Annotated in this window: 17 protein-coding genes and 1 riboswitch; of the genes, 8 read left to right on the top strand and 9 right to left on the bottom strand. The window is 45.1% G+C overall.

Features of this window, described 5'->3' with window-relative positions; genetic code table 11:
- Positions 1–155 precede the first annotated feature (155 nt).
- Positions 156–1,613, bottom strand: coding sequence for a glycoside hydrolase family 1 protein (locus G9G54_RS19010; protein ID WP_165179210.1), 1,458 nt, complete (start codon positions 1,611–1,613; stop codon positions 156–158).
- 216 nt (positions 1,614–1,829) lie between these two features.
- Between G9G54_RS19010 and G9G54_RS19005 the strand changes: the two genes are divergently transcribed.
- From G9G54_RS19005 to G9G54_RS18990, 4 genes are all read left to right on the top strand, one after another.
- The gene (locus G9G54_RS19005) at positions 1,830–2,801 is read left to right on the top strand and encodes a LacI family DNA-binding transcriptional regulator (protein ID WP_165179209.1); all 972 of its coding nucleotides are present in this window, start codon (positions 1,830–1,832) and stop codon (positions 2,799–2,801) included.
- Between the two features lie 233 nt (positions 2,802–3,034).
- Positions 3,035–3,877 carry a BglG family transcription antiterminator LicT gene (gene licT, locus G9G54_RS19000; RefSeq protein ID WP_165179208.1) on the top strand — a complete coding sequence of 281 codons (843 nt, stop codon included), beginning with the start codon at positions 3,035–3,037 and terminating at the stop codon, positions 3,875–3,877.
- Between the two features lie 230 nt (positions 3,878–4,107).
- Positions 4,108–5,964 carry a beta-glucoside-specific PTS transporter subunit IIABC gene (locus tag G9G54_RS18995; RefSeq protein WP_165179207.1) on the top strand — a complete coding sequence of 619 codons (1,857 nt, stop codon included), beginning with the start codon at positions 4,108–4,110 and terminating at the stop codon, positions 5,962–5,964.
- Between the two features lie 138 nt (positions 5,965–6,102).
- On the top strand, positions 6,103–6,618 hold the full coding sequence (locus G9G54_RS18990) for a thioredoxin family protein (protein WP_165179206.1): 516 nt from the start codon (positions 6,103–6,105) through the stop codon (positions 6,616–6,618).
- A 197-nt stretch (positions 6,619–6,815) separates the two neighbouring features.
- Here the strand turns inward: G9G54_RS18990 and G9G54_RS18985 are convergent, their stop codons facing one another.
- Positions 6,816–8,174, bottom strand: a complete 1,359-nt coding sequence (locus G9G54_RS18985) for a sugar phosphate nucleotidyltransferase (RefSeq protein ID WP_165179205.1) — start codon at positions 8,172–8,174, stop codon at positions 6,816–6,818.
- Positions 8,175–8,334: 160 nt separating this feature from the next.
- Here G9G54_RS18985 and G9G54_RS18980 point away from each other — a divergent pair, with 160 nt between their 5' ends.
- Positions 8,335–9,030 carry a response regulator transcription factor gene (locus G9G54_RS18980; protein WP_165179204.1) on the top strand — a complete coding sequence of 232 codons (696 nt, stop codon included), beginning with the start codon at positions 8,335–8,337 and terminating at the stop codon, positions 9,028–9,030.
- Between the two features lie 42 nt (positions 9,031–9,072).
- Here the strand turns inward: G9G54_RS18980 and G9G54_RS18975 are convergent, their stop codons facing one another.
- The 3 genes from G9G54_RS18975 to G9G54_RS18965 are packed head-to-tail and all read right to left on the bottom strand — an operon-like array spanning position 9,073 to position 15,732.
- A complete protein-coding gene (locus tag G9G54_RS18975) occupies positions 9,073–13,503 on the bottom strand; it encodes a hypothetical protein (protein WP_165179203.1) in 4,431 nt (1,476 codons plus the stop codon).
- A 49-nt stretch (positions 13,504–13,552) separates the two neighbouring features.
- The gene (locus G9G54_RS18970; RefSeq protein ID WP_165179202.1) at positions 13,553–15,286 is read right to left on the bottom strand and encodes an ATP-binding protein; all 1,734 of its coding nucleotides are present in this window, start codon (positions 15,284–15,286) and stop codon (positions 13,553–13,555) included.
- Entirely contained in the window at positions 15,283–15,732 is a 450-nt protein-coding gene (locus G9G54_RS18965) for a hypothetical protein (protein ID WP_023990008.1), read from the bottom strand. The genes G9G54_RS18970 and G9G54_RS18965 overlap by 4 nt, the downstream gene beginning before the upstream one ends.
- A 45-nt stretch (positions 15,733–15,777) precedes the next feature.
- Between G9G54_RS18965 and G9G54_RS18960 the strand changes: the two genes are divergently transcribed.
- On the top strand, positions 15,778–16,482 hold the full coding sequence (locus G9G54_RS18960) for a response regulator (protein ID WP_165179201.1): 705 nt from the start codon (positions 15,778–15,780) through the stop codon (positions 16,480–16,482).
- Here G9G54_RS18960 and G9G54_RS18955 read toward each other — a convergent pair.
- From G9G54_RS18955 to G9G54_RS18940, 4 genes are read right to left on the bottom strand one after another with little or no spacing between them, the layout of a single operon-like run.
- Entirely contained in the window at positions 16,450–17,361 is a 912-nt protein-coding gene (locus G9G54_RS18955) for a glycosyltransferase family 2 protein (RefSeq protein ID WP_069290231.1), read from the bottom strand. The two genes, G9G54_RS18960 and G9G54_RS18955, sit on opposite strands and share 33 nt — an antisense overlap.
- Complete coding sequence (locus tag G9G54_RS18950) at positions 17,321–18,547, bottom strand: glycosyltransferase family 4 protein (RefSeq protein ID WP_165179200.1); 1,227 nt, start codon at positions 18,545–18,547, stop codon at positions 17,321–17,323. Before G9G54_RS18950 ends, G9G54_RS18955 begins: the two co-directional genes overlap by 41 nt.
- Positions 18,531–19,796 carry a transporter gene (locus tag G9G54_RS18945; protein ID WP_165179199.1) on the bottom strand — a complete coding sequence of 422 codons (1,266 nt, stop codon included), beginning with the start codon at positions 19,794–19,796 and terminating at the stop codon, positions 18,531–18,533. The genes G9G54_RS18950 and G9G54_RS18945 overlap by 17 nt, the downstream gene beginning before the upstream one ends.
- Before the next feature lie 4 nt (positions 19,797–19,800).
- A complete protein-coding gene (locus G9G54_RS18940; protein WP_165179198.1) occupies positions 19,801–20,922 on the bottom strand; it encodes a glycosyltransferase in 1,122 nt (373 codons plus the stop codon).
- Between the two features lie 474 nt (positions 20,923–21,396).
- On the opposite strand from G9G54_RS18940, the gene G9G54_RS18935 reads away from it, so the two are divergent.
- Positions 21,397–23,040, top strand: a complete 1,644-nt coding sequence (locus G9G54_RS18935; protein ID WP_446723025.1) for an NAD-dependent malic enzyme — start codon at positions 21,397–21,399, stop codon at positions 23,038–23,040.
- A gap of 92 nt (positions 23,041–23,132) precedes the next feature.
- Positions 23,133–23,235: riboswitch (TPP riboswitch) on the top strand.
- Between the two features lie 137 nt (positions 23,236–23,372).
- A complete protein-coding gene (gene tenA, locus G9G54_RS18930; protein WP_165179197.1) occupies positions 23,373–24,062 on the top strand; it encodes a thiaminase II in 690 nt (229 codons plus the stop codon).
- The last annotated feature ends 24 nt before the right edge of the window (positions 24,063–24,086 follow it).

The raw sequence follows: 24,086 nt of genomic DNA, 5'->3' as shown, positions 1-24,086 counted from the left end.
ATTTTTATTCATTATACAGAAAACTTTCAGCTTATTACAAGTGAAAAGTTTGTGAAGCCCTCTGAAATATTATTATTGTGTCTATCAAAAAAGCGGGTACAGCAGATTGCATCCTTAGAATGTCCTCTGCTATACCCGCCCGAGACGATATGGAATTACAATTCTTCACCATTGGTTGCTATCACATTTTTATACCAGTTAAATGAGTCCTTTTTGGAGCGTTTGAGCGTTCCGTTACCGTCATCATCCAGATCAACGTAAATAAATCCGTAGCGCTTGGACATTTCGGAAGTAGACATGCTCACAAGGTCGATAGGGCCCCAGCTGGTGTAGCCAAGCAGATCAACACCGTCGGCAATCGCTTCCTTCATTTGAACAATATGCTGACGCAAGTAATCAATACGATATGTGTCATGCACAGAACCGTCTTCTTCTACCTTATCATACGCACCCAAGCCATTTTCCACGATGAACAGCGGCTTTTGGTAGCGGTCATATAACGTGTTCAGCGTAACACGCAGACCGATCGGATCAATTTGCCATCCCCAGTCAGAGGACTGTAAATATGGATTTTTCACGCCGCCAATCAGGTTTCCTGCTGCTTTCTCACCTTCTGGACCTGCAGATACGGTCAAGGTCATATAGTAGCTAAATGAGATAAAATCAACCGTGTTATTTTTCAATATTTCAGCATCGCCTGGTTCTGTGTGTATTACAACATTATTTTCTTCAAAATAACGATTCATGTAATTGGAATATTCCCCACGGGCATGCACATCCGTAAAGAAAAGGTTCATCTGATTTTCATGCTGGGCTTTCAGTATATCCTCTGGGTTACACGTATGTGGATAGCTTTCAATACGTGCCAGCATACAGCCGATCTGAGCGCCCGGGATGATCTCATGTCCCCGTTTGGTCGCCAGTGCACTAGCTACAAATTGATGATGCAATGCTTGATATATCGCTTGTTGTTTGTTTTCTACACGGTCAATAACCACACCGCCACCGGTGAACGGACTCATGGTCATTACATTGATTTCATTAAAGGTCAGCCAGTATTTTACTTTATCCTTATAGCGTGTAAACACCGTTTCGGCATAATTTACGTAATGCTGTATGACTTCGCGTCCCAGCCAGCCATTATACTTCTGCGTCAGACCTAGCGGTGTTTCATAATGTGACAATGTTACCAGCGGCTCAATATTATACTTGCGCAGCTCATCAAATACATTGTCGTAGAATTGCAATCCTGCTTCATTCGGCTCGGCATCATAGCCATTCGGGAAAATCCGCGACCAGTGGATGGACATACGAAATACTTTAAAGCCCATTTCAGCGAATAATGCAATATCTTCTTTGTAATGGTGGTAAAAGTCTACACCTTCACGCTTTGGAAAACGTGCATTGACTTTGCCTGCCAAAATGTCTTCGAGTCGTTCGGACGAAATCTCTATAGCGTGATCGTTCTTGCGCTCTGCTTTGGGTACATAGGCAACCATGTCTGCGCTGGACAATCCTTTTCCATCTACGTCAAAAGCGCCTTCCAATTGGTTGGCTGCGGTTGCCCCGCCCCACAAGAAGTTTTTCGGAAACCCTTTTAGCGTCTTCGTCATAGTATAAAAACCTCTTTCCGTATTTAAGATTTTTACTTTGGTCAAGTCATCCCATCAAGTACTGCAAATATGAATCAATACCTAACGATAACCGTTCTCCTTTGAAATGCATTGACAGATACTTTAAAATAAACGTAATGCCTTCATAAGCATCCTAATCGTTGTAACGCGTTTCATGTCAAGAATTTATTTTTTTCTTATGTGAGGAGAAGCACCATGTCGAATCTTGATCAAATTGCAAAACTGGCGGGCTTTTCCAAAGCTACGGTATCCAGAGTATTAAATCAGTCCCCCCATGTTAGTCACGAAACAAGAGCTAAAATTTTGAAAATCATGCAGGAATTAGATTATGTTCCTAATCGAAATGCCATTTCTCTATCCAAGGGTCAGACGCTTCAGATCGGTATCATTACTTCAACTATTAATGAAATTGTTCTCGCTTTTCTGGACAGCTTTGTGGAAGTAGCGGGCCAATATGAATTTCAAACCATTATTTATACTTCGGGAGAAGACAAAAAGAAAGAGCTTCAAGCCTTTGAGGACTTAAAAAGAAAAAGAGTCGATGCGCTGGTCATCATTTCCTGCGTGAATGACACTGATTTTTTGAGCACCTATTGCAAATATGGCCCGATCGTGTCGTGGCAACGAATGGAGCATACCGATATTCGCTCCGTCGCTATGGATCAGTATGAAGGATATATGTTAGCGCTCAAACATTTGATACAAAAAGGCTATACTCGTATAGCCAATGCTTTTGGCCGTCCGAGCAGCATCAATACCCATAGTAGACAACGAGCCTACGAACAGATCATGAGTGAGCACAATCTGCCAGTGTTGCAACACTGGAATCACTCTTCTATTTATAATATCCGTGATGGCGAACAGGTCGTACGGAATTTGTTACAGCATCGGGACGAATTCCCAGAGGCTATTTTATGTGCTAATGATTATGTAGCAGTGGGCATTCTCTGCGAAGCACGCAGACAAAAACTGAACGTACCGGAAGATCTGGCAATTGTTGGATTCGATAACACGGAGCTGGCGCATACACTGGGGATTACAACGATTCAAAATCCTATCATGGCTCAAGCACAAAATGCCTTTTTCATGCTTTCCCCTCAGCTGATTGGACGCCAAATGAAGCTTCATTCGCTAGAGTACAGCCTCATTGAACGTACGACTACATAAGGTAACGATTTACTTGCAAATTAGGCAAAAGGGCCTTGATATGAAATATTTTTTGTCGAAAGAGAATAAAATATGTTGAAATCGCTTTTTTTTGTGCTACAATAGCACTATATCGAAGGATTGTGACCGGTGATGCGGGCAATGCCTGAGTTCAATTGAGTGCTATTGCTAACAATAGTATTGAATTGTGCTTAGGCATTTTTTATTGGTAAAGGATGGGAGGGGGAACTTCAATGATTATTGAGAAGGTGCTCAATAACAACGTCCTATTGACTAAAAACGATAAAGGTAAAGAGGTCATCGTGATGGGAAGAGGTATTTCCTTCAAAAAGGTGGCTGGCGATCAAGTCGATGATGATAAAATAGATAAGATTTTCATGTTAAATGAAAACGAGTTCACGGCTAAATTAACTGAGCTGCTGAACGATATTCCAGTGTCTCATCTGGAGGTCGTGAATGAAATCGTAACCCATGCAACGGAAGTGCTGGATACGGAGTTAAGCGATAATATTTATTTAACGTTGACCGACCATATTCATTTTGCCATACAACGGCAAGAAAAAGGACTGGCACTCCAAAACGCGATGCTGTATGAAATTAAACGCTTTTACAAAAAAGAATTTGCAGTTGGACTGGATGCTCTCCAAAAAATTGAAAATACGCTCGGAGTAAAATTGGGCGAAGATGAAGCGGGATTTATTGCATTGCATATGGTGAATGCACGAATCGACGGTAACGAAATGAAAGCTACGCTGAAAATGACTGAGATCGTCCAACATATCTTGAACATTATTACGTACCATTACGGGATTGTGCTGGATGAGTCTTCTTTTAGCTATTCAAGATTTTTGACACATTTGCAATATTTTGCGATGCGAGTGATTCGCAAAGAAGTCATTCACAGTGGCGAAGAATTTTTGTACAACCAGGTGAAGCAGACGTATACCGAAGCTTTTGCTTGTGCTCAAAAGATCAATGAGTATCTGGAAAAAACATACGATCAATATTTAAGCAAGGATGAATACGTATATCTAACTATCCATATTCATCGGGTAACTGAGCGTAATAACATATAAGACTAACAACTTCATACTTTCATCGTTCATGGATTGTGACTGGTAAGGCAGGCAAAACCTAAACTGATGGTGAAATCGACGTTCCTCTATAGGAGAGTGCGTAGTTTTCACCACGAGTTTAGGTTTTTCTTGTTTACGAGTTTAAAAAGATGCACGCCGGCGCATCTTAGCAACAGATGTAAACAGTAAACCCTATCAGTAGCAAGAATAACCCATAAGGAGTTCTGAATATGAGTGATAAAGAACTATCTAAAAAAATAGTGACCCTCGTTGGTGGCGAAGAGAATGTCAATTCGGTATTCCATTGCGCTACACGCTTGAGATTTAAATTAAATGATCGTACAAAAGCAGACAAAGCCGCACTGGAAGCAACCCCTGGTGTCATTACAGTAGTGGAAAACAGCGGCCAGTTTCAAGTGGTCATCGGCAACAATGTAGGTCAAGTGTTTGAGCATATGATGGCAGAAACAAATTTACAGGATGCAGATAATCCAAATGCGAAAAAGGAAGATTCTTCCGAAAAAACGAATTTTCTTGGCAAAGCGGTCGATATCATTTCCAGCATTTTTTCTCCCATTCTCGGTGCTCTTGCCGGGGCGGGTTTGCTTAAAGGACTACTGGCGTTAATTTTATCTTTTCAATGGATTAATGATAAAAGCGGTACGTACCTGATCCTAAGTGCAGCTTCCGACAGTGTTTTCTATTTTCTACCTGTGTTTTTGGCTATTACATCGTCCCGTAAATTTAAGACAAACACCTTTGTATCGGTGGCAATCGCCGGAGCTCTGGTCTATCCAGCAGTTATAGCGGCGGTAAGCAATCCAGAAAGATTGGCGTTTCTAGGTATTCCGATCATTCTGATTAATTACAGTTCCAGTGTCATTCCAATTATTCTTGCGGTCTGGGTTCAGTCCTATGTGGAGCGCTGGTTCAATTCCTTTATCCATCAATCGGTTAAAAACATTATCGTGCCGATGCTTTCGCTCTTGGTCGTTATTCCGTTAACATTTCTGGCCTTTGGTCCAGTAGGTAACCTGATCAGTCAGGGCTTGGCAAACGGTTTTACATGGGTATACAACTTAAGTCCATTGATCGCTGGGGCTGTTGCCGGAGCATTTTGGCAAGTATTTGTTATTTTCGGCGTACACTGGGGCTTCGTTCCGGTCATGCTGTCGAATATTGCAACATTGGGCTATGACACGATGCTTCCGATGCTTACAGCAGCCGTACTTTCTCAGGCTGGTGCAACATTGGGGGTATTCCTGAAATCCCGGAACACTCAGATGAAGGCTTTGGCAGGTTCCTCTACACTGGCGGCTATTTTCGGGATTACAGAACCAACAATTTATGGCATAACTTTAAAATTGAAAAAACCGTTCATTTATGCTTGTATTTCCGGGGCAATCGGCGGGGCGATTATCGCTTCTGGCGGAGCGCACGCACAATCCTTTGCATTACCGGGTCTACTGGCGTTGCCGACTTATTTCGGACCTGGATTCTTGTGGGTAGTCATCGGTTTGCTCGTTGCCTTTGTACTCGCAGTTGTGTTGGTTATGATTTTGGGCTTTGAAGATCCAAAAGAAGAAACTGCAAAAACAGAAGCTGCACCCGTAAAGAAAGAAGTGGCAATCGAAAAGGAAATTCTCGTAAGCCCACTGCAAGGTAAAGTATTGCCTTTGGAACAATCTTCTGATGTTGCTTTTGCTTCAGGTGCTATGGGGAAAGGAATCCTCATTGATCCTACAGAGGGTGTGCTGACATCTCCTGTCAATGGAACGATTACGACAGTATTCCCGACCGGACATGCAATCGGTATTACTTCCAATGACGGAGCAGAAATTCTGATTCACGTGGGTGTGAATACAGTGAAGCTGAAAGGGCAATTCTTTGACAAGCGCGTCAAGGAAGGCGATGTGGTTAAGCAAGGACAATTGTTGCTTGAATTTGATATCGAGCAAATTAAGGCGGCAGGCTATACTACAGCTACACCAATTATCGTAACAAATTCCGCTCAATACCTGGATGTGTTGAACACAATGGAAACTGAAGTGAAGCGTGAGGATTACTTGTTGACTGTTGTGGTCTAACGTTTTAACTATCAGACTAAAGAAGCTTTCCCAACAATGGAAAGCTTCTTTTTTTATACATAATGAGACAAGTGTTACAGCTAGAAATGGAAATATCATTTACTGTAAGTGTAAGATTGTAAAAAAAGGAGGATTTCTGTGAAAAAAGGATATATCGCCGGGTTAAGTGTCATTGTATTACTTATCATTGGTATCGCTATTTCAGCTGTAGCTAAATTTCAAGACCTAGAGCAGGTTGTTCAACAAAAAGACAAAGAAATCCAAGCGAGCAAAAGCAATTACCCAGAGATATATGACTACTTGAATGCGGTTACATTTGATGGTTTTAAGAGTTTGATTCAACAGGATCAAAGTGTGTTTGTCTATGTCGGCAGACCCAGTTGTGGCGACTGCAACCGGTTTGAGCCTAACTTTAACAAGATGATTGAGCAGTATAATCTAGGCTCTAAAATTACTTTTTTGAACGTTCACAAAATCCATAAGGACAAGTCCCAATGGAATAAATTCAAAGAGGATTACAACATAAAATACACCCCCACCATTGCAGAATTCAGAAACGGCAAATTGGTTGATAAAATAGAATGGACACCTAAAAGAGACCTCAGTACGGACGCCGTAAAAGAGTGGCTGACTTCCAAGAAAATTATTTTATAAGTCTCTTTTCTATTCATCTTATTACAAACACAAAGAACTGTTTATGCAAAAAAAGGTATTCATGTCTATAATGCATGAATACCTTTTCTTAGGAATGCACAGGTCATCTAAGCTCTAATAAAAAATAGTTCCTCCTACTCTTCACTGCCTTCTGATAAACCTCGTTCGTATCTATCAGTCCCTATAATGGTAGACACTTATAGAGTATGGTCGTCAATCGAATCAGGAAATTCATATCGGATAATATCTGTTTCGGATACGATATGTCCGATTTGTGACTCAATGAATTCTAAATCTCCCTCTACTGCCCCTATAAAATGCTTTGTACCGGGTTCTACGACAATAACCTCACCTGGGCTGACTATCTGTGTCACACCATTGATAGAGACACTTCCGGTTCCAGAAACTATGGTCCATACTTCTTTACGGTACTGGTGCTCATGATAGCTGATAAATCTTCCGTTCGATATGACCACGCGTTTGGTCACTGTCTGCAATCCACTTGCCGCCTGCTGATGGGACAATACAGTTTGCTTTCCCCAGAAGCGCTCCTCAAAACGCGGGCCGATTTCAATTTCCGCCACCATATCCTTAATTCCTGTTGACGACTGTCGATCCGTAACCAGCACGCCATCTGGACCAGCAACGACAATAATGTCCGGGACATTCCAGATGCTAACCGGAATCTCCAGTTCATTGATGATATGCGAGTCATGTGAAGCTTCTGAAATATATCCTGGGCCACTTAGCTTCGAACTTACTTCCCGCACCAACGAATCCCATGTGCCCAAGTCTCTCCACTCTCCATGGTATGGAAGCACGGAGAGCTTATGAGTATGCTCTACTACTGCAATATCGAAGCTAGTTTTAGGCAAGTCTGCATAATTTGTCGAAAGAGAATTGTAGTCGGCTGGTAAACCCATTTGTTCCAGAATATCCAACAAAAAGCCCAGTCTAAAAGCAAACACCCCGCAATTCCATAAGGCCCCTTCACGGATCAATGCTTCTGAACGGATCAGATCCGGCTTTTCTACAAATGAACTAACTCTATAATATGGCTGGTCAAGTGAAGAAGAGGCTGAAGGCACAATATATCCGTATTTATCAGAAGGCTCCGTTGGAGCAGCCCCCATTAATGCGATATGGCTTCCTGATTGCTCTAATATTGAAGGAAGCCTGCGCAGATGCTCGAAAAATTCATCTCCCGCATACCCGTCCACAGGCATGACCCCTACGATCTCGTCGCGTGATGCGCCTGCAACGTCATGCAAGTAGGCCGTAGCCAGGGAAATGGCCGGGAAGGTATCCCGCTGAGTCGGCTCCTCAATGACTACAGCATCTCCGCCAATTTGCCCCCGGATCAGCTCGGCCTGAGTTCCACTCGTCGAAAAATAGGCCTCATCTGCCAAATTCGCCTCATCTAATTGCCTCCATATTCGTTGCAGCATACTTTCGGGCCGTTCGTCGTGACGTAGTATGGAAAGAAACTGCTTGGGACGGTTCACATTGGATAAGGGCCATAGACGTTTACCCGAACCTCCAGATAATAAAATCATTCGCAAAGATGCAACCTTCTTCCTGTAAATTAATATTTTTCTTACATTATAGGACTGTTCAATTTTCGCATTTCTGCCGAATACATAAGTATGTATTATCGTGGAAAATACATGATTATGCACTGCTATTGTATCTTTGTCTGTACAGGAGATGTCAGTCATGCCCATAAAAATACTCGTCATTGAAGATCAAAAAAGTTTGGCAGATATGATTGCTCTTCATCTTCAGGAGGAAGGCTATCATACCGAGCTTATTTATGACTCTAAACTTGCAATTCCTACACTTATGCGTTTTAAGCCGGATATTATTGTGACCGCTCTGATGTTTTCCGGTAAAGTCGAATGTGCGCTGATCAGCCAAATCCGCCAATTTACCACAGTCCCTGTGCTGGTCATCTCTAATAACACCGTGCTGAATATAAGAATAAAGGCTCTGGATGACGGAGCAGATGACTTCTTATGCAAGCCGTTCAGTCTAATAGAGTTAAATGCCCGTATCAAAGCCCTGCTGCGCCGCTGCGGCCGCAACATGCTCACTGAATCGCAAACGGTAACTCAAAAGATTAAAAAGGTAAGGATTTGGGTGAATGATTACCGTCATTGTCTGTTAGTCGATGACCAAGAAATAGAAGTTACTCAAATCGAATTTTCTATTATAAAAGAGATGTCCTGTTATCCAGGTAAAGTCTTTACCCGCAGTGAGCTGATGGATCGGATCAAAGGCGGAGATGGCGCTTATCTGGATCGCACTATCGACGTACATATTTCCAGCCTCCGCAAAAAAATAGAACGTGACCCTAAAAATCCTCAGCACATCCGTACTGTATGGGGCAGAGGCTACAAATATGAGATGTAGCCGTATCATGGCTACCCATTTCTCCACTGAGCAGCTTGCTTTTTATGGAAGATTTCGCTTCTTCCATCGCCGATAAGGAAGAAAACAAGCTGCTCCACCCAGTATCCCTATGAGGAACAGCACCCAGCCGAAACGGTAGGCGGAAGCCAAAATAACGACGACCTTCCCGTTTCCGTTACCATGGGTAATGAATCCGGTAGTCACTCCATTGACGGACAGACGGGCTCGCTGATTTTCGCTACCCAGCCTGAACTCCCACAGTGGATTGGGTGATTCGGTCTCCCGGATCAGCACCTGTTGATGCGTTGGATTATATAGCGTAAAACTGCGTTCCATGGAATTTTCACGAGTAGCCTGAATGCTTTCCGAAGTGTGGGGAGCCATAAAAAAGGTATCCATATCCGTTCCCTCAAACAACGTAAATTGATCCACAGTAATCATCGCTTGATAAGGGATGATGGAATATTGCTTCATTTGAAATAAGCCTGACTGCTTCTTGTGCGCGTGCGCCAAAATTTGAAACTGCATCAAGGCAGTTCCTGCCGGAGCCTTCACAATTTGATCGTAATGATTCCATTGTTCCTTATCTCTCTCCTCCACCTCATCAATATAGGAGGTTTGGAGAACCTGGGACGCTTTATTCAAAAAAATGACCTTCATATGCCGACTTCCAATTTGTTCTGATCGCGCATCCAACTGCACGGCATACTCTTGCAGCGGCTCTGCCTTCATTTTCTTGGACGCATAAATATTCCAGTCACAGGAATAGCTAGGTGCGTAACGGATAGACAGTCCTGTGTCCTTGATTGACAGATTCGTCTGCCCAGGTCGAATATCCGCCACACATCCGACATCCGTCGTGCTCAATGATTCCTTCGTATCCTCCCCAGGCATCACCGTCACTTCCTGCCCGCCCATTCGATGAATATCTCCAAAACGGCTCAATGACGGCACCTGACTATCCAGGACAAGGGTTAAGCGATACTTCCCCTTGGTTAGGAACAGATTTTTAAATTCGACTCGGCCATAGTCATTCAGCAGACCGGGAATCTGTATGATTTTCTTGGCAAAACCATCCTGATTGGGCACCGTTTCAATAACCTGCTTTTCGGATAAAGAGGTAGCAGGTAATCGCTTATACGGCTCCCCCGTATGAATCGTTCTGGTCAACACCTCTCCCGTCTCTTCATTCGTCCACTTCATCGTTAATGACCCCTGGTACCCGGCGGGGAGATTAGCCAAAATAGCTGTGGCATAGGTTCCCGTTTTGGCGACTTCCACATCCCTGCTTAACGTCCCCTTCTGATAGCTGATTCCCCGCCCCATACTAAGTCTTGGTAAAGCACGCTCCGTCTGCACATTCCCTTCGGCGTTAAAATCGTTCTCTGCCTCCAAGGTGAAAAAGAGCTTGCCCCGCTTCAATGCCTGCTCCACGGGAAAAGATAGCTGATCTAGTTGGTCTGTAGGCACAATCGCAAATTGATTGACCGCATTAAAGCCTTGCAGGTTATTAACCGTGACCGGGGTATCTCCTTTGGGAAAGGCATGCACTCCCAGATCGACCCATTGGAATTGGTTCAAGCCATCATCCTGAGTTTTGATATTAACCACTTTGTCCGGCAGCGTGACTTGCAATTTCCCGCCTGCCTTATTCATAAACACTCTAGCATATACATGCGAGGTTTGAGGTTGATCCAGTTTTTTGTGCATCGTAAACGTGTTAGGCTTGCTGTATTGCCCCAAATCACGCAGCTGGATATCATGAATCCACCAGTAATTTTTTTGCTGTGGCCGCTGTAAGGTTAACAAATCCATTCGCATCCAATAGCTGCCTGGCGGCGAAACGTATTCCCCGTAAAATTTCACACTGTCAAAATTATATCCCTCCGAGGGCGCCACAACATAGCTAACCCCCAGCTCACGCATTTGCTTATCGTAAAATCTCATTTTTACATGCATTTTGTTCGTCCCGCGGCCGGAAACAGTAATTTGGAACTGATACGGATTATTCTCCTTGGCTTCCAGCAAACCCGATCTAGCGACCTGCCATATATTACTCGGGTCTCCCTTCATAATTTCGCCGTGCAGAGTGGGTACATCATTCAATTCCTCACGGGGATTAGCCTGCACACTGAACAACTGCGGATTATCCGGCTTGAAGAAGGTTTCGGTTCGCAACATGGAATCAAAGTCCACGACCGTCTTCCCTTCGATGCTGCTCATCTGATACGGGGCCACATCCAGCTTCTTACTGGCAAAGGTAACCGCAATTCCTGCATCCATTTCCATATCGAACGGAAAGTTCCGTATATTTTGGGAGGATAAATACCATAACCAATCGTTGGTCGAGGCAAAGGTTTTGGACCATTTTAAAAAGGCATTACCATCCTCAATGATATCAAAAGGCCGTAAGTAATCCTCTGCTGGAAGCTGTGACAACAGCAAGTCATTAAAGGACGCCGCTTCCACATAATCCCCTTTGTTAATCGTCTGGATGGTTTTTAGCTCAGGCCTTAACGCACTGAACAGCACTCCAAAGCGGTTAAAATCAAAACCAGGCAGATGACTGTAGCTCTCCAGTCGGCTAAAACCGTAAGGTGTTACAATTTTACTCGCAAGGATGTTCATATAGGGCGGTGTCTGATCGAGATTGAATATGGAAAATAGCCCGTTTTGGTACGTACGTTTCAACCCGGTCTGACCTTCCAGCTGAGACAGGTGAAAATCCTGCCGCTTCTCCTGGCCCACATATTCGTCATGGTAGACCAACTGGTTGACCCCAAAGGTAGAGAACAACCAGCCTAATCGGGAGCTTAATCCGTTGTCCATAACATACTGTAGAAAATTCATATAGTATGTAATGCCGGGATCATTGCCCTCATGGTGAAAGATCGTATTTTTAGGAGAAGAGTATACCTGAAAATCTCCGGTTGCCTTCTCGTTTGCGGTCTTCCCTTTATTCCATTTGGGCGTGGCTACTCCGTTATAGCTCTGAATCATATTGTCAGCAATCGGAAAGTATAATGCCTTGCTATCGAAACGATCCGGGTCAGTCAGCTTTTCAGCCATTTGACTATAAGCCTCCGGCACTTGTACCGGCTTGTAGTACCCCTCAATGAACTGAGTACGCAAGGGAGCAAAATATACCCCGAGGCACAAGACAACGATAACTACTGCTAGCTTTTTATATACACGCTGCAACGGGGATGATCCGAACCATTCCATAAATTGAATGACACCAAAGGTCAGCAACACCCCGAAATTAAGGGCAATCAGTCCAATAAATTTGTTAGGATCACGGAAAACCGAACCAATCACAGGGGTTTTCGTAACCAAAATGACAAACCACTTGGCAATTGATGGGAACGTCGTCCCGGTAGCTGCAACCAGAAACAGCAGCGTAAGTAGCGAGAAGATCAGAATGATCGGATTTTTATGTGAACGTGTCACCATCGCATACCCGATCAATAGCAACAAAAATCCCCCTCCTACATAAAACATGCTAGGCAGTGAGGAAAAGGAAAACATAGGCCACCAATAGCTCAGTAAATAACCTACGTTATATAAACTGCTGTTGCGGCTGAACAGAGACAACGTATCCACGACGTTGATATTATGCTGAGACGCTTGAGCGTCCATCAACATGCTACCGACATATAGAGACAACCAATAAAAACTGAGCAGACCAAAAAAGACGCCAAAAATCATCCCTTTACGCAAAAAATTGCCGTATAACGGCTGCAAATAGCTGCGACCAGCCTTTCGGTGGGTCCAGGTTAGTTTGATCAGTAGCAACAAGGTGAACAATCCCAAATAAATCATGCCAAAGAAAAAATAATGAATGGCCGCAGCACTAACGGTGAATACCGCAGCCAACAGGAACAGGTCGATCCAGTTCCGTTGATACAGCTTGTGGGGATGATAGTTTTTTATTTGTTGAATTTGAAACTTGGGGTCCACCGCACTAAAGAAGAATCGCAGCATTAACGGAAACAAACTATATCCACAGAGCAAATAAATATGCTGAATGCGGAAAATAACCCACGGATTCAGCGCATAAAACAACGAGCCGACCATGATGGCAAAAATACGGGTCTTCGTAAAGCTTGGTGAATAATACACGCTAACCAGACGCTTGGCAAAGGCATACATCGAAAATGCCGAAACAAATAACAAGCCTGTAATAAACGACTTGAGCAAGACCGGGCCGCTTTCGTCAAATAAGAGTGACAGTCCATAGAAGGGCAAGATGTACAGGATACGTGGAGCATTGAACAAGGTCGAGGTAGACCATCGCTCGTTCCATACTCCGGTTATTTCCTCCAGATACCGATGAGAGGTGGCTCCAAAAGCAATGTCGCTAAACACAATTTGCCCTGGTCCATAGATGGGTGCAAGATATGCAACAATCGCAATCAGCATCAACATCATTGCCGCCATATCGTAGCGGTAGCGAAATATCCATTTTTTCATGCTTGTCCCCCTCTCTTGAACTTCTCGTATATCTGTCGTTATCTTCGGCCTATCTTCTCAAACGAACGATTGCCTGCAAGCCCTGATCGGTATTACGCAGCTTTAAACGACCGCCTATGGTCTTCAGGTATGCATCCATATGATACAGGCTGAACGCATGCTCCTGCGAGTTTTGGGAATAGTCTGGCTGGAAATAGCTCCAACGCATTTTATCATCAATCCCGCCGCCCGTGTCTTCAATGTTAATAATAATTTCTCCTTCTTCCAGCCGTGAACTAACCTTAAGCACTTGAGATTGCCGCTTGGACCGCAGACCTGTTCGGCTCTTTTCCTGATTCTCAGGCTGCTCTCCACCTTGGCCCATGGCCTGCACTGCATTTTCCAGCAGCCCCTGAATCGTTTTGTACAGCATGGGTGCTTGTGCTGCAATTGATGGAACAGGCTCTTGCCGCAAGATCACTTGAATGTTCTTCATATTCAATGAACGGTTCGCCCATTTCAGCGACTCAGACAATACTTCATTCATATCTGTAAAGCTAATTCCACTATTATCATGCATCTTCTCTTCCAGCTCATCGCGCAAGCTACGAACTCCCGTCAGTAACTCTCCCAGTGAGGATTCCTGTCTGAGACGACCCTGGATGAAATTTTCATTCAACTCGCGAAAATACTCCAGTTCCTCATGAGAGGCTCCTTTTCCCTGACTCGAAGCCGCTTCAAAGCGGTTTGCTAGATCATGATAAAATCCCAGCAGTTTCAAATCGTCGCCGCCCGTGAGACGGCTAGTCTGCTCCTGCAGCTCTTGTAGCTGCTGCTCAATCGTCTGCATTAACGGCAAATAATAGGTGTCCTGCTGCTGTCGCATATCTTCATCTCGCCGTTGGTCACGCACCTGATTGTTCACGATGGCATCCTTTACAATCCGTTTGCGAAACTGTACGAGCATGGCCCACAGAATGAACAATATCAAAACCATGACCATCCATAACTGTTTGCGAAAGGAGTTGATTCGCTGAGCTGTATCCTCACTGACATCCTTAACCGATATGTAAAGGGCCTCTTCCCCAATGCGGCTGAATCCTATTCCGTGTTTCTCTCCGCCATCTTCGATGATACCTGTATTGCCTTCCAGCAACCTACGGGTTACGCCCGTGATGTCCGTTCGGTTAATATCCGAAGTACTTCGGGAAGCTACGACCTTAAATTGACCGTTATAAAATAAAGTCTCATGCTGGTTAATCGGTTCACTTTTAATAATCCCGCTGAGCATATCAGCGTCAACCGTGCGCACCATAAAACCGCCTATCTGCGCCCCTTGAATCCTGCATGCTATATACTGGGCAGGCTGATGATCCTCTGTCACAAAAGAGCTTACTGCACAACCATTTTGCAGCCATTTAATCTGCTGGACTACACTTTTCATCTCACGATTGTCTCGTCCGACCATCACATGATACTGCTCATCCAGCACATAAAAGGCCCCGCTTTCACGCTTAAAACCCTCAGGATAGTGGCGTGTTCCCTGATTCAGCATATCTCTGCCCAGACTGGACGACAGCTCCTTCAGTTCAGCCTGCCATGCGGCATAACGCTCGGTTATGCTGCTAGAAAGTTCCTGTACCTCATACTGGAGCTGTTCGTTCTGAATCTCCGCCAAGTGAGCACTGAATTGTCGCACGACAAACCATTGAAGCACAGCGGCCAAAAACACTGTCACACCCAGAACGATCAGGTACAGGATCAGCTTTTGCCAACCTGGTTTCAACAAAGCCCATTGTTTCATGCTTCCCTGTCCCCTCCATTTTGTTCAAGACGGCTCAAAATAGCCTGCATCAGGCATTCCAGCTCGTAGCTGACCAGCGGTAGCCGTGCGCACAGCAACCGGGGAGTGCGACGCTGGAGGGCAGCAAACCTTGCAGCGGTTTCCGTTGCCCCGTCCGTCAGTAGGATCAACTCGCATGTTTTTGCGATATATAAGCGATCCAGCTCTTCCTCGCCGTATTCTCGCAGATCAACAACGTAAATATCATGACGATCGTCCATATGCTGAAGTGCGCTGGAGACAGCCAGGGTCACTCCTGTATGCCGTGCAGCATGATACTGATGAAGGAGACGCATACCTTTTTCCCAGAGGGCATGTTCAGCCGAATCAAATCGTTCACAAAAAAGACGCAACGCCCGTTCTGTATTGACATCTTTCAAAAATGCCAAAACGCTGATATTATACATGTAGTTCCTCATTTCTTACTTCCTGATTGGAGTTGCGCAGTTCTTATGACACCCCAAAACATTCTATTTGTTGACGACAGCCCTATGGTTCTGTCCCTGCTTGAACGGACCTTGACGCAAGAAGCATTCACCTTACATACCGCTCACACGCCCAAACAAGCCTTACAAGTGCTGGAACAGCACCCGATTGATGTGGTCGTTTCCGATCTGCTCATGCCTGGTCTGGATGGGATTACCTTCCTTCGCATGATTAAGAAGGATTATCCACATATCGTACGAATTATTTTGTCTGGTCACCTGCATACGCAGTCCATTTTATCGGCGATTAACCAAGTCGGTGTGTTCCGTTTTTTGACGAAACCGCTGGAGCTGGATGATGATACGCTAAAAAAAATACTGTATGAGGCGCTTGATCAGGCCAAACTCAACCGAAACAGCCTACATGCAGACCAGAACGTAGCTTCCAACCTGTCAGTTTTTATAGACAGCATTTTGAATGCACCGTACCGACCCTATGTGCTGCTGAATGAACAAGATATCGTAACCGCTGTACACATTGCACTCGCTGAGCTGTATCCTGTCGGCTGCTCACTACGTCATCCTGACGGGGAAGGTATTCAGTTAACCACGCATTCATTATATATACCGTATGAGGAGTCGGAATCTTCCGATCCCGACCTGTACACGCTGGATACGCTGACCCTTGGCCATTCATCGTTACGCCTTATCCGCCTTAGCGAGATCGCCTGAGTGACGGGTGCCGCCCTTTAACACGGCGGCTACCCCAATCACAGTCAGGCATACATACATCCACAACATCCCCATCGTCAGCAAGGGGTGACGGATATAGTTTTTCAAATTCCCCCATGTATACAGCACCGGACGAAAGAAGTACCAACGTTCCAGCGCCTTTCGCAATCCGCCCTCTTCAGATGACATCGTACGATCCATCACCGAAAAGTAGTAGGCTTTTTTACGTAATACATCGTGCAGATACACCTGTTTTTCATCATGGTATACCCGTGTAAATACCGCCCGGCGAATAACTCCGCCAGACTCTATATAACGCAAGGTTGGCTGTATTTCTTCAAAAGCAATCTGCTCCGCATTAAAACCGCCCGTCGATTCATAAGCGCTCATTCGCCAGAAGCGTGCCGCTTCAATGGAGCGTTTTCCCAAGGTCTCACCCGCATTGTTAATCACATTTCGCTCAAAAACTTTCACTTTGGAAAAAAAATTGTCCGCTTCCGAATACGCCTCCTCCGGAATGACCAAGGCGCCAATATCCTGATGATCGTCAAAAAAGTCGATGCTCTGCTGAATCAGATGTTCGGCTAAAATCATATCGGAATCCAATACAAATATGTATTCGGCCCCCAAGTGTTTTGCTTCCTCAACCGCCCTGACCCTAGCGACTCCCCGCTCCCCATGGGGAAGCTCCAGTACCGTTACGGGTACTGAACTCCCTGCCGACAGCATACGAATCGTCTCGACGGTCCGGTCATTGGAGCCATCATCAGCAATTACAATATGCAGATCCTTGTAATTTTGCCCCATACAGCTTCGCAAACAAGGCTCTATCGTCCGCTCATTGTTGTACGTGGAGAAGAGAATGACCACTTTGTCCACTCTGTTCCGCCTCCTCTACCCAATCTTCCATCAACTGCTCAAACGCAGCAGCCGTATGATCAAAATGGAATCTTAACGCATATTGATACGCCCGCTCACGGATGGCCATGTAATCTTCGCCGCCCTTCGCTGCTCTTTCCATTTGTTCAGATAATCCCCGGATGTCGCCGTGAAAGCATAGATACCCGCTTTTTCCGAAATCCGTTGCATCCACCAGCCCCGGTGAATTGCTGACAATGCTGGGCGTTCCAACGGCTGCCGCTTCGGTAATCGTCAACCCCCAGCCTTCACGCAAGGAAGGAAACACCAGCGCGTGGGCACGACTCATCAGCTCCAGCTTATGCTCTGCTGAAACAAATCCGTAAAAGGTAATATCGGCTTGCGATTGCCCCTGTTCATCCGGTTCTCCGTATGTTAATCCATATCGTTTCATAATCGGCAACAATTGTTCTGCCACATAGGTTTTATCGGTTTTTCCGGCAATCCATAACATAGCCTGAGGGAACTTTTCCTTGAGCTGCCCAAAGGCCTCAACAACCAGATCAATGCCTTTATATTTGACGAAGCGCCCAGCATACATGAAGGTCGGATTAGGCTCCTTCGTTAAAAATTGTTCGCGCGGCCAATGATCAAACTCAATGCCTTCCGGTAAAAGATGGACACGATCCGGGTGAAAGCCCAGCTTAAGTAGATCGTATCGAGTAGACGGAGATACCGTAAGCGTCCGATCCTTACGAGCCAGCTTAAGCATCAAGGGCTCCATATGAAACCCAATAACATTTAGCGGGAATTTGGCGTTCTCAAACCATATCTCCCTTGTTAGCTGATGTATGAAAAAGATCCGCTTGGATGCCTCCACCCAAAATCGGGTAAAGAATTGATGCGTATTTGCCTGGTTAATCACATAATCGATCTTCCTTCGATGACGACGGTAATAGCGCATCGCATAATAAATAACACTGTATATGTTCCCTTTTCGAATATACGTAATACCGTCAATAACTTCATGCTCAGACATCCCCTCAAATTGAGGTGAAAAATGAATGAATTGGAAGCGGCCTTGCTGTGAGCGTTTAAGCATTTCGTGGGTGAAAATTTCTGCTCCCCCGCTTTTAGGTGAACGAATGTCACGCCAGGAAAGCAATAGAACTACGGTTTTACCGTCCTGTTCATGTATGGTATTCATGGGGTAAATCCCCCTTTATCTTTATTTTGAACAAATGCACATAGGCGTCTATCACAAAGTAGAGAGCCATAGCTCCGTAAACAATGAACTCAGATAGCAAAAAATCTACCGGGTCTGTGTGGGCTATATGAAAGGCTACTAATAAGGCCGCGGCTCCTGCCATCAGACTAAACATAAATTTGCGTCTGCCCACCAATACGTGCACATGCACAAAAAACAGTACGATGGAAAATAGCCAGTACACCCATCCTCCCCATGGAATATAAGTCTCGGCCGATTGGTAAGAGGCTCCGAATAATATGGGAATAGAGGATGGGAACACAAAGGTCGTGCCCACATATACACAGGTCGCGGCTACAGCCATTAATCCGGCATAGACGGCAATCAACTTGCCCAAAGCTTGGCGGTCATGCCCCTGCGCACCGATCTTTGGAATAAAGGCAGCAATGAGGCTATACGAAACGTAATAGACCAACTGGCTGTACTTTAGCGCAATGGCATAGCTGCTGGCCTGCTCGGGAAAGTAATGCTGTACATACAACATGTCGATGGAGATACAAAACAAAATAAATAAATTCGTCATAAGGCTATCGGTGAAATCCTGACCCAATGATTTCCATAGCCCAGAAGGGATATGTTCTCCACTGTATGTGAAAAGGGACAAGCCGCGAGCCGAAACGATCCAGCCGTGGAGCAGCGACAGCAACATTCCTCCACAGCTCGCTAACAGTAGGGCTTCCAGCTTTAACCCCAGTGCAGCCAGAACAAAAAACAGGCTCAGCTTCCCTAATACCTCAATGTAATAGTTCACATTGAGCGCCAACATGCGTTCCCTGCCCTGTAAATCTCCGCGGCACGAACTCACAAGAATATGCAGTCCGATCAAGCCATACAGCATGAACAGCGGGCCGGATTCGACGCCTAATAGCGAACGCAGTAACGGATGAAAGATGAGTAAAATGATCATGGCAAGCACGGTTAGCACCAGAGGTGCTTTGAGTAATAGAGAACCGAGCGGTAAGCTTCGTAGCGCAAGCTTTTGGTCTCCCTTAGAGACCAGTTTGGCAGTTAATAGCTGGATGGATAAACCCAAAACGGATAAAAGCGCAAAAAGCGCCAGCAGCGCATTCGCCTGGCCATAAGCTTGTCCGGTAAGATACCAGCTCGCTGCAATGTGAAAGAAAAAATTAAATCCGTTAAGCAGCACATTAAAGAGAGGAAACATCAACGATCGTACTCGGTTGTTCACGTTGTTATCTCACCCGCCGATCCAGTCGCCAAATATCAATGATGGAGCGCAAAAAACGAATAGAATCCTTCCAGACATGGATGTGCGAGCCATCCCGGTCAATACATTTGACGGGTAATTGCAGCACACGAAGCTGGAGTCGCTTGGCAATAAACATCATTTCCAAATCCAACGCCAGTCCGAGCTGTTCCTTTAAATGCGGAAACATTCGCTTCACTGCAACCGAACTCATCACTTTAAGCCCAGTCTGGGAATCCACCACACCTGTGGGTAAAAAAGGACGGGAAATGACTCGCTTACCAAAGCTGACGACAGATCGCAATAAAGATCGATTCTCAGCGGTCATATCCTTGGTTCCGATCACGACATCATAATAGCCCTGCTGAACAACATTAATCATTCTGGCAATATCCTCAATAAAAAAGGAGTCATCTGCGTCAACAAATACGTAGTAATCCGCACCAATGGTCCGCATCCCTTCCAGATACGTCCCTGCCTTACGTGTATTGCGTCCCAATTCCCTTGTTTGAAGCAGCGGGCTAAGATTCTGATTAATCCGGTTTACGGACAAGTCCGTGGCTACCTCCAGCGCTTTAATCAAGGCATTCGTACCATCGTAGCTGCCATCATCAATGAGATAAATCGAACCTTCAATAATATGGCTGCGGATAAAGACCTGCAATCGTTCAGCAAAGGTTTTGACATGAACAAAACGTTGCTCTTCGTTATATACAGACAAGATAAATGCAATATGTTGGCTTTTGGTCGAATACTCGGGATAGAGCAAGCTTTGTATTTCCGAAAGCATTTCTTCGTTGTCATTGGCTTGCCAAAATAGCAGCCGCAAACGACCTACTCCGATGATTTGCACCATATGCTGATCACTGAACGGAAATGTTACATCCGTCACTAGTAACAATGGCATTTGCGGAAATTGGCAACGGATCTGATTGGCTTTCCGCACTGCCTGCCCCGGCTCCCTATAATCAATCAGGCAACAACATGCGTTCTCGTAGACTGAAGCTGCCTCCGTGTCCTCGCACTGTATAAATTGGTAAAAACAAATCACATTGGGATAATCAATAGCCCTGTCGTTATCGCTAAAAATGGCTATAGGTCCCTGCACACAAACCTCTCCTTTTCCTCCGAATAGTTCTATTTTGTTGAAAAAGAATTAAGAATGTTTGCTTATAGGGATTAAATTAATGTCCAAATGCTTCATATTTTCTTAACAAAATAGCTGACACTCCATGATATATATGGAGATAAGAGAAGAAAAACTAATTTTCATATTTGATAAAAACAGAGCACTTAGACCTGATTCATTAGAACCAAAGTCATCAGGAATGGTTAGCGAATCTAAATCGAAAGTTAGTTCATTTATATCATTAGAAAGAAACAAATATGGTTATTTTGTCATAGATAAATGCAAGAATAAAACATATTTGCACGTCCATACTATGGACAACATGTCATCTTTCGTTATGAATAGTTATGAAAATGAAGAGAAGGAAGGTCTTTCTATGGAAGCATTTTATGTCAATCGCGATGGGTCATTTCTACTCCATTACGGGGAAAGGATGTGTTGGCAAATCCCCTTTTGAACAAAGGTGTCGCTTTTACAGAAGAAGAACGCAAGGAGCTGGGTTTGGAAGGAATCCTTCCTCCAACCGTCCTTTCATTGGAGAAACAGAGCGTACGGGCATATCAGCAGTTTCTGGCACAACCCACCATGCTGCGAAAAAATGCTTCTCTCAACGACCTTCACAACCGAAATGTCGTACTCTACTACCGGCTGCTAACCGATCATTTGAGTGAAATGCTGCCCGTAGTCTACACGCCGACCGTAGGAACCGCGATTCAAGAATATAGTCACGAGTACAACCGCCCTGGAGGCATATATTTGTCGATAGATAACCCGAACGGTATTGGACAAGCATTCCATAATTCTGGTTTGAGTGGCCATGATGTGGATCTGATCGTCGTGACAGATTCCGAAAGTATTTTAGGGATTGGTGACTGGGGCGTCGGGGGGATTAACATTGCTATCGGCAAGCTTGCAGTGTATACGGCTGCGGCAGGCATTCATCCCGGGCGGGTGCTGCCAATTGTACTAGATGTAGGTACAAATAATGAAAAGCTGCTGAATGATCCACTGTACATCGGAAACCGCCATAAACGGGTTCGCGGAGAAGCCTATAACCAGTTTATTGATACTTTTATCAGCAAAACGTTAGCGCAATTCCCAAAGGCGCTTTTACATTGGGAAGACGTGGGCAGCGTAAATGCACGCCATATTATAGGAAAATACGGTCAAAGCATACTCACCTTCAACGATGATATACAAGGTACAGGAGCGGTGACCTTGGCTGCGATTCTTTCGGCGGTGGGTGTCACCAAGACTCCGCTGCGTGAACAAAAAACACTTGTTTTCGGCCCAGGGGCAGCAGGAATCGGTAATGCTGATCAAATTCGGGGTGCTATGATCGAGGACGGCCTTTCCGCAGAAGATTCCTTCAAGTCCTTTTGGGCCTTTGATTATCGCGGGCTGTTAATGGAAGATATGGAAGACGTATTGGAATATCAGAAACCGTATGTGCGCAAAAAGGATGAAGTCAGCTCATGGACCCGGTCGTGTGACGGCAAAATACCACTGCTAGAGGTCATCCGTCAGGTGAAGCCTACGATATTGATTGGAACTTCCGGTGTAGCAGGTGCCTTTTCTGAAGAGATCATCAAGGAGATGGCGAAACATGTAGAACGCCCGATCATTATGCCCATGTCCAATCCTACAAACCTTGCAGAAGCAGTACCCGAGGATTTGATCCGGTGGACCGATGGCAAAGCACTGATTGCAACCGGAAGTCCTTTTGAGCCCGTCACCTATAACGGTACGAAATTTGAGATTGGACAGGCGAACAATGCCTTTGTTTTTCCGGGACTGGGTCTGGGTGCGATTGTGGTTAAAGCCAAAAGGATTACCCCTGCGATGTTTACAGCGGCAGCAGTTGCTGTTGCCAATGGTGTAGATTCGAATACGCCTGGCGGTGCGCTACTCCCTCATATCCGAAAATTACGCGAAGTTTCGTACGCTGTTGCGATTGCGGTTGCAAAAGCCGCGATACAGGATCAGGTAGCTCAGGCGCACATTTCAGATGTGGAACAAGCTATACGAGATGCAATGTGGAAACCGGAATATGCCAAGGTCAAAGCTGTGGAAAGTGTAATTCATCACCCTCACTAAGCTCAAAACACCTAACTAGAGGAAATTTCATATTTTGCACACTATGTTTGACATAGCGTATGAACGTATGTACAGTAATAGTCAAAAGAATAGAAGTCCACTAGGGGAGCCGCTATGGCTGAGACAAGAACGTATCTTGGACCCTTTGAACCTGATCTAGTTCGTACTAGCGTAGGAAAGTGGAGCCTTCGTATATAAGGTTTCAAGCGTTTTTTGCGTATTGGGCCTATTGTTGAAGCCGCTCCCATTTTTCCGGGGCGGCTTTTTAGCGTTGTTCCGGAATTATATTCTTACAGGACTTCTTGCTCTTCAATTTGATGGAGGTGGGGAAATTGAGTTTTACACAAGAACTCCGTCGGCAGGCGGACGGCATTTTTCAAGCGATTTTTGAGCACCCCTTTGTGAGAGGTATTGCTGAAGGAAGTTTGACAAGGGGACAGCTGATTCACTATGTAAAACAGGACTTTGAATATTTGAACGCCTACATGCGGATATACGGCATCGCAATCTCCAAATGCACCAATCGGGAGGATATGGCTGTATTAAATGAACAAATCTCTTTTATTCTCCACAGCGAGGTTCATCCGCATCAAAATTTCTGTGCTGTTGCAGGGGTGACCTATGAAGAGTTGCAGGGATATCCGCTCGCTCCGTCGGCTCATCACTATATCCGTCACATGCTGACGGTTGCCCATGAGGGTAGCCTGGGCGAGATCTTGGCTGTGCTGCTGCCATGTATGTGGACGTATGCCGAGATTGGTCGCAGGCTGCTGGATGAAGTAAAGCCGGATGAGTCTCATCCGTTCTATGAATGGATGGGCTTCTATGGAGACCAGCTTGATGATACAACACTCAAGTTCCGAGAACGTGTAGATGCTTGGGCGGAAGGCGCAACGGCTGCTGAGCGAGAGCGGATGATTGAGCATTTTATACTGAGCTGCCAGCTGGAATATAAGTTCTGGGATATGGCTTATAGGCAGGAAGAATGGCCGGTCCAGATGCAGGCAGCGGTCTTGGAATAGTCAGCCTGGCGATTCGATGCGTGA

Source organism: Paenibacillus sp. EKM212P (genome assembly GCF_011066115.1).
Taxonomy (GTDB): Bacteria; Bacillota; Bacilli; order Paenibacillales; family Paenibacillaceae; genus Paenibacillus; species Paenibacillus polymyxa_B.
The sequence above is the reverse complement of the archived record's forward strand: the minus strand, read 5'-3'. Positions and strand labels throughout refer to the sequence as shown.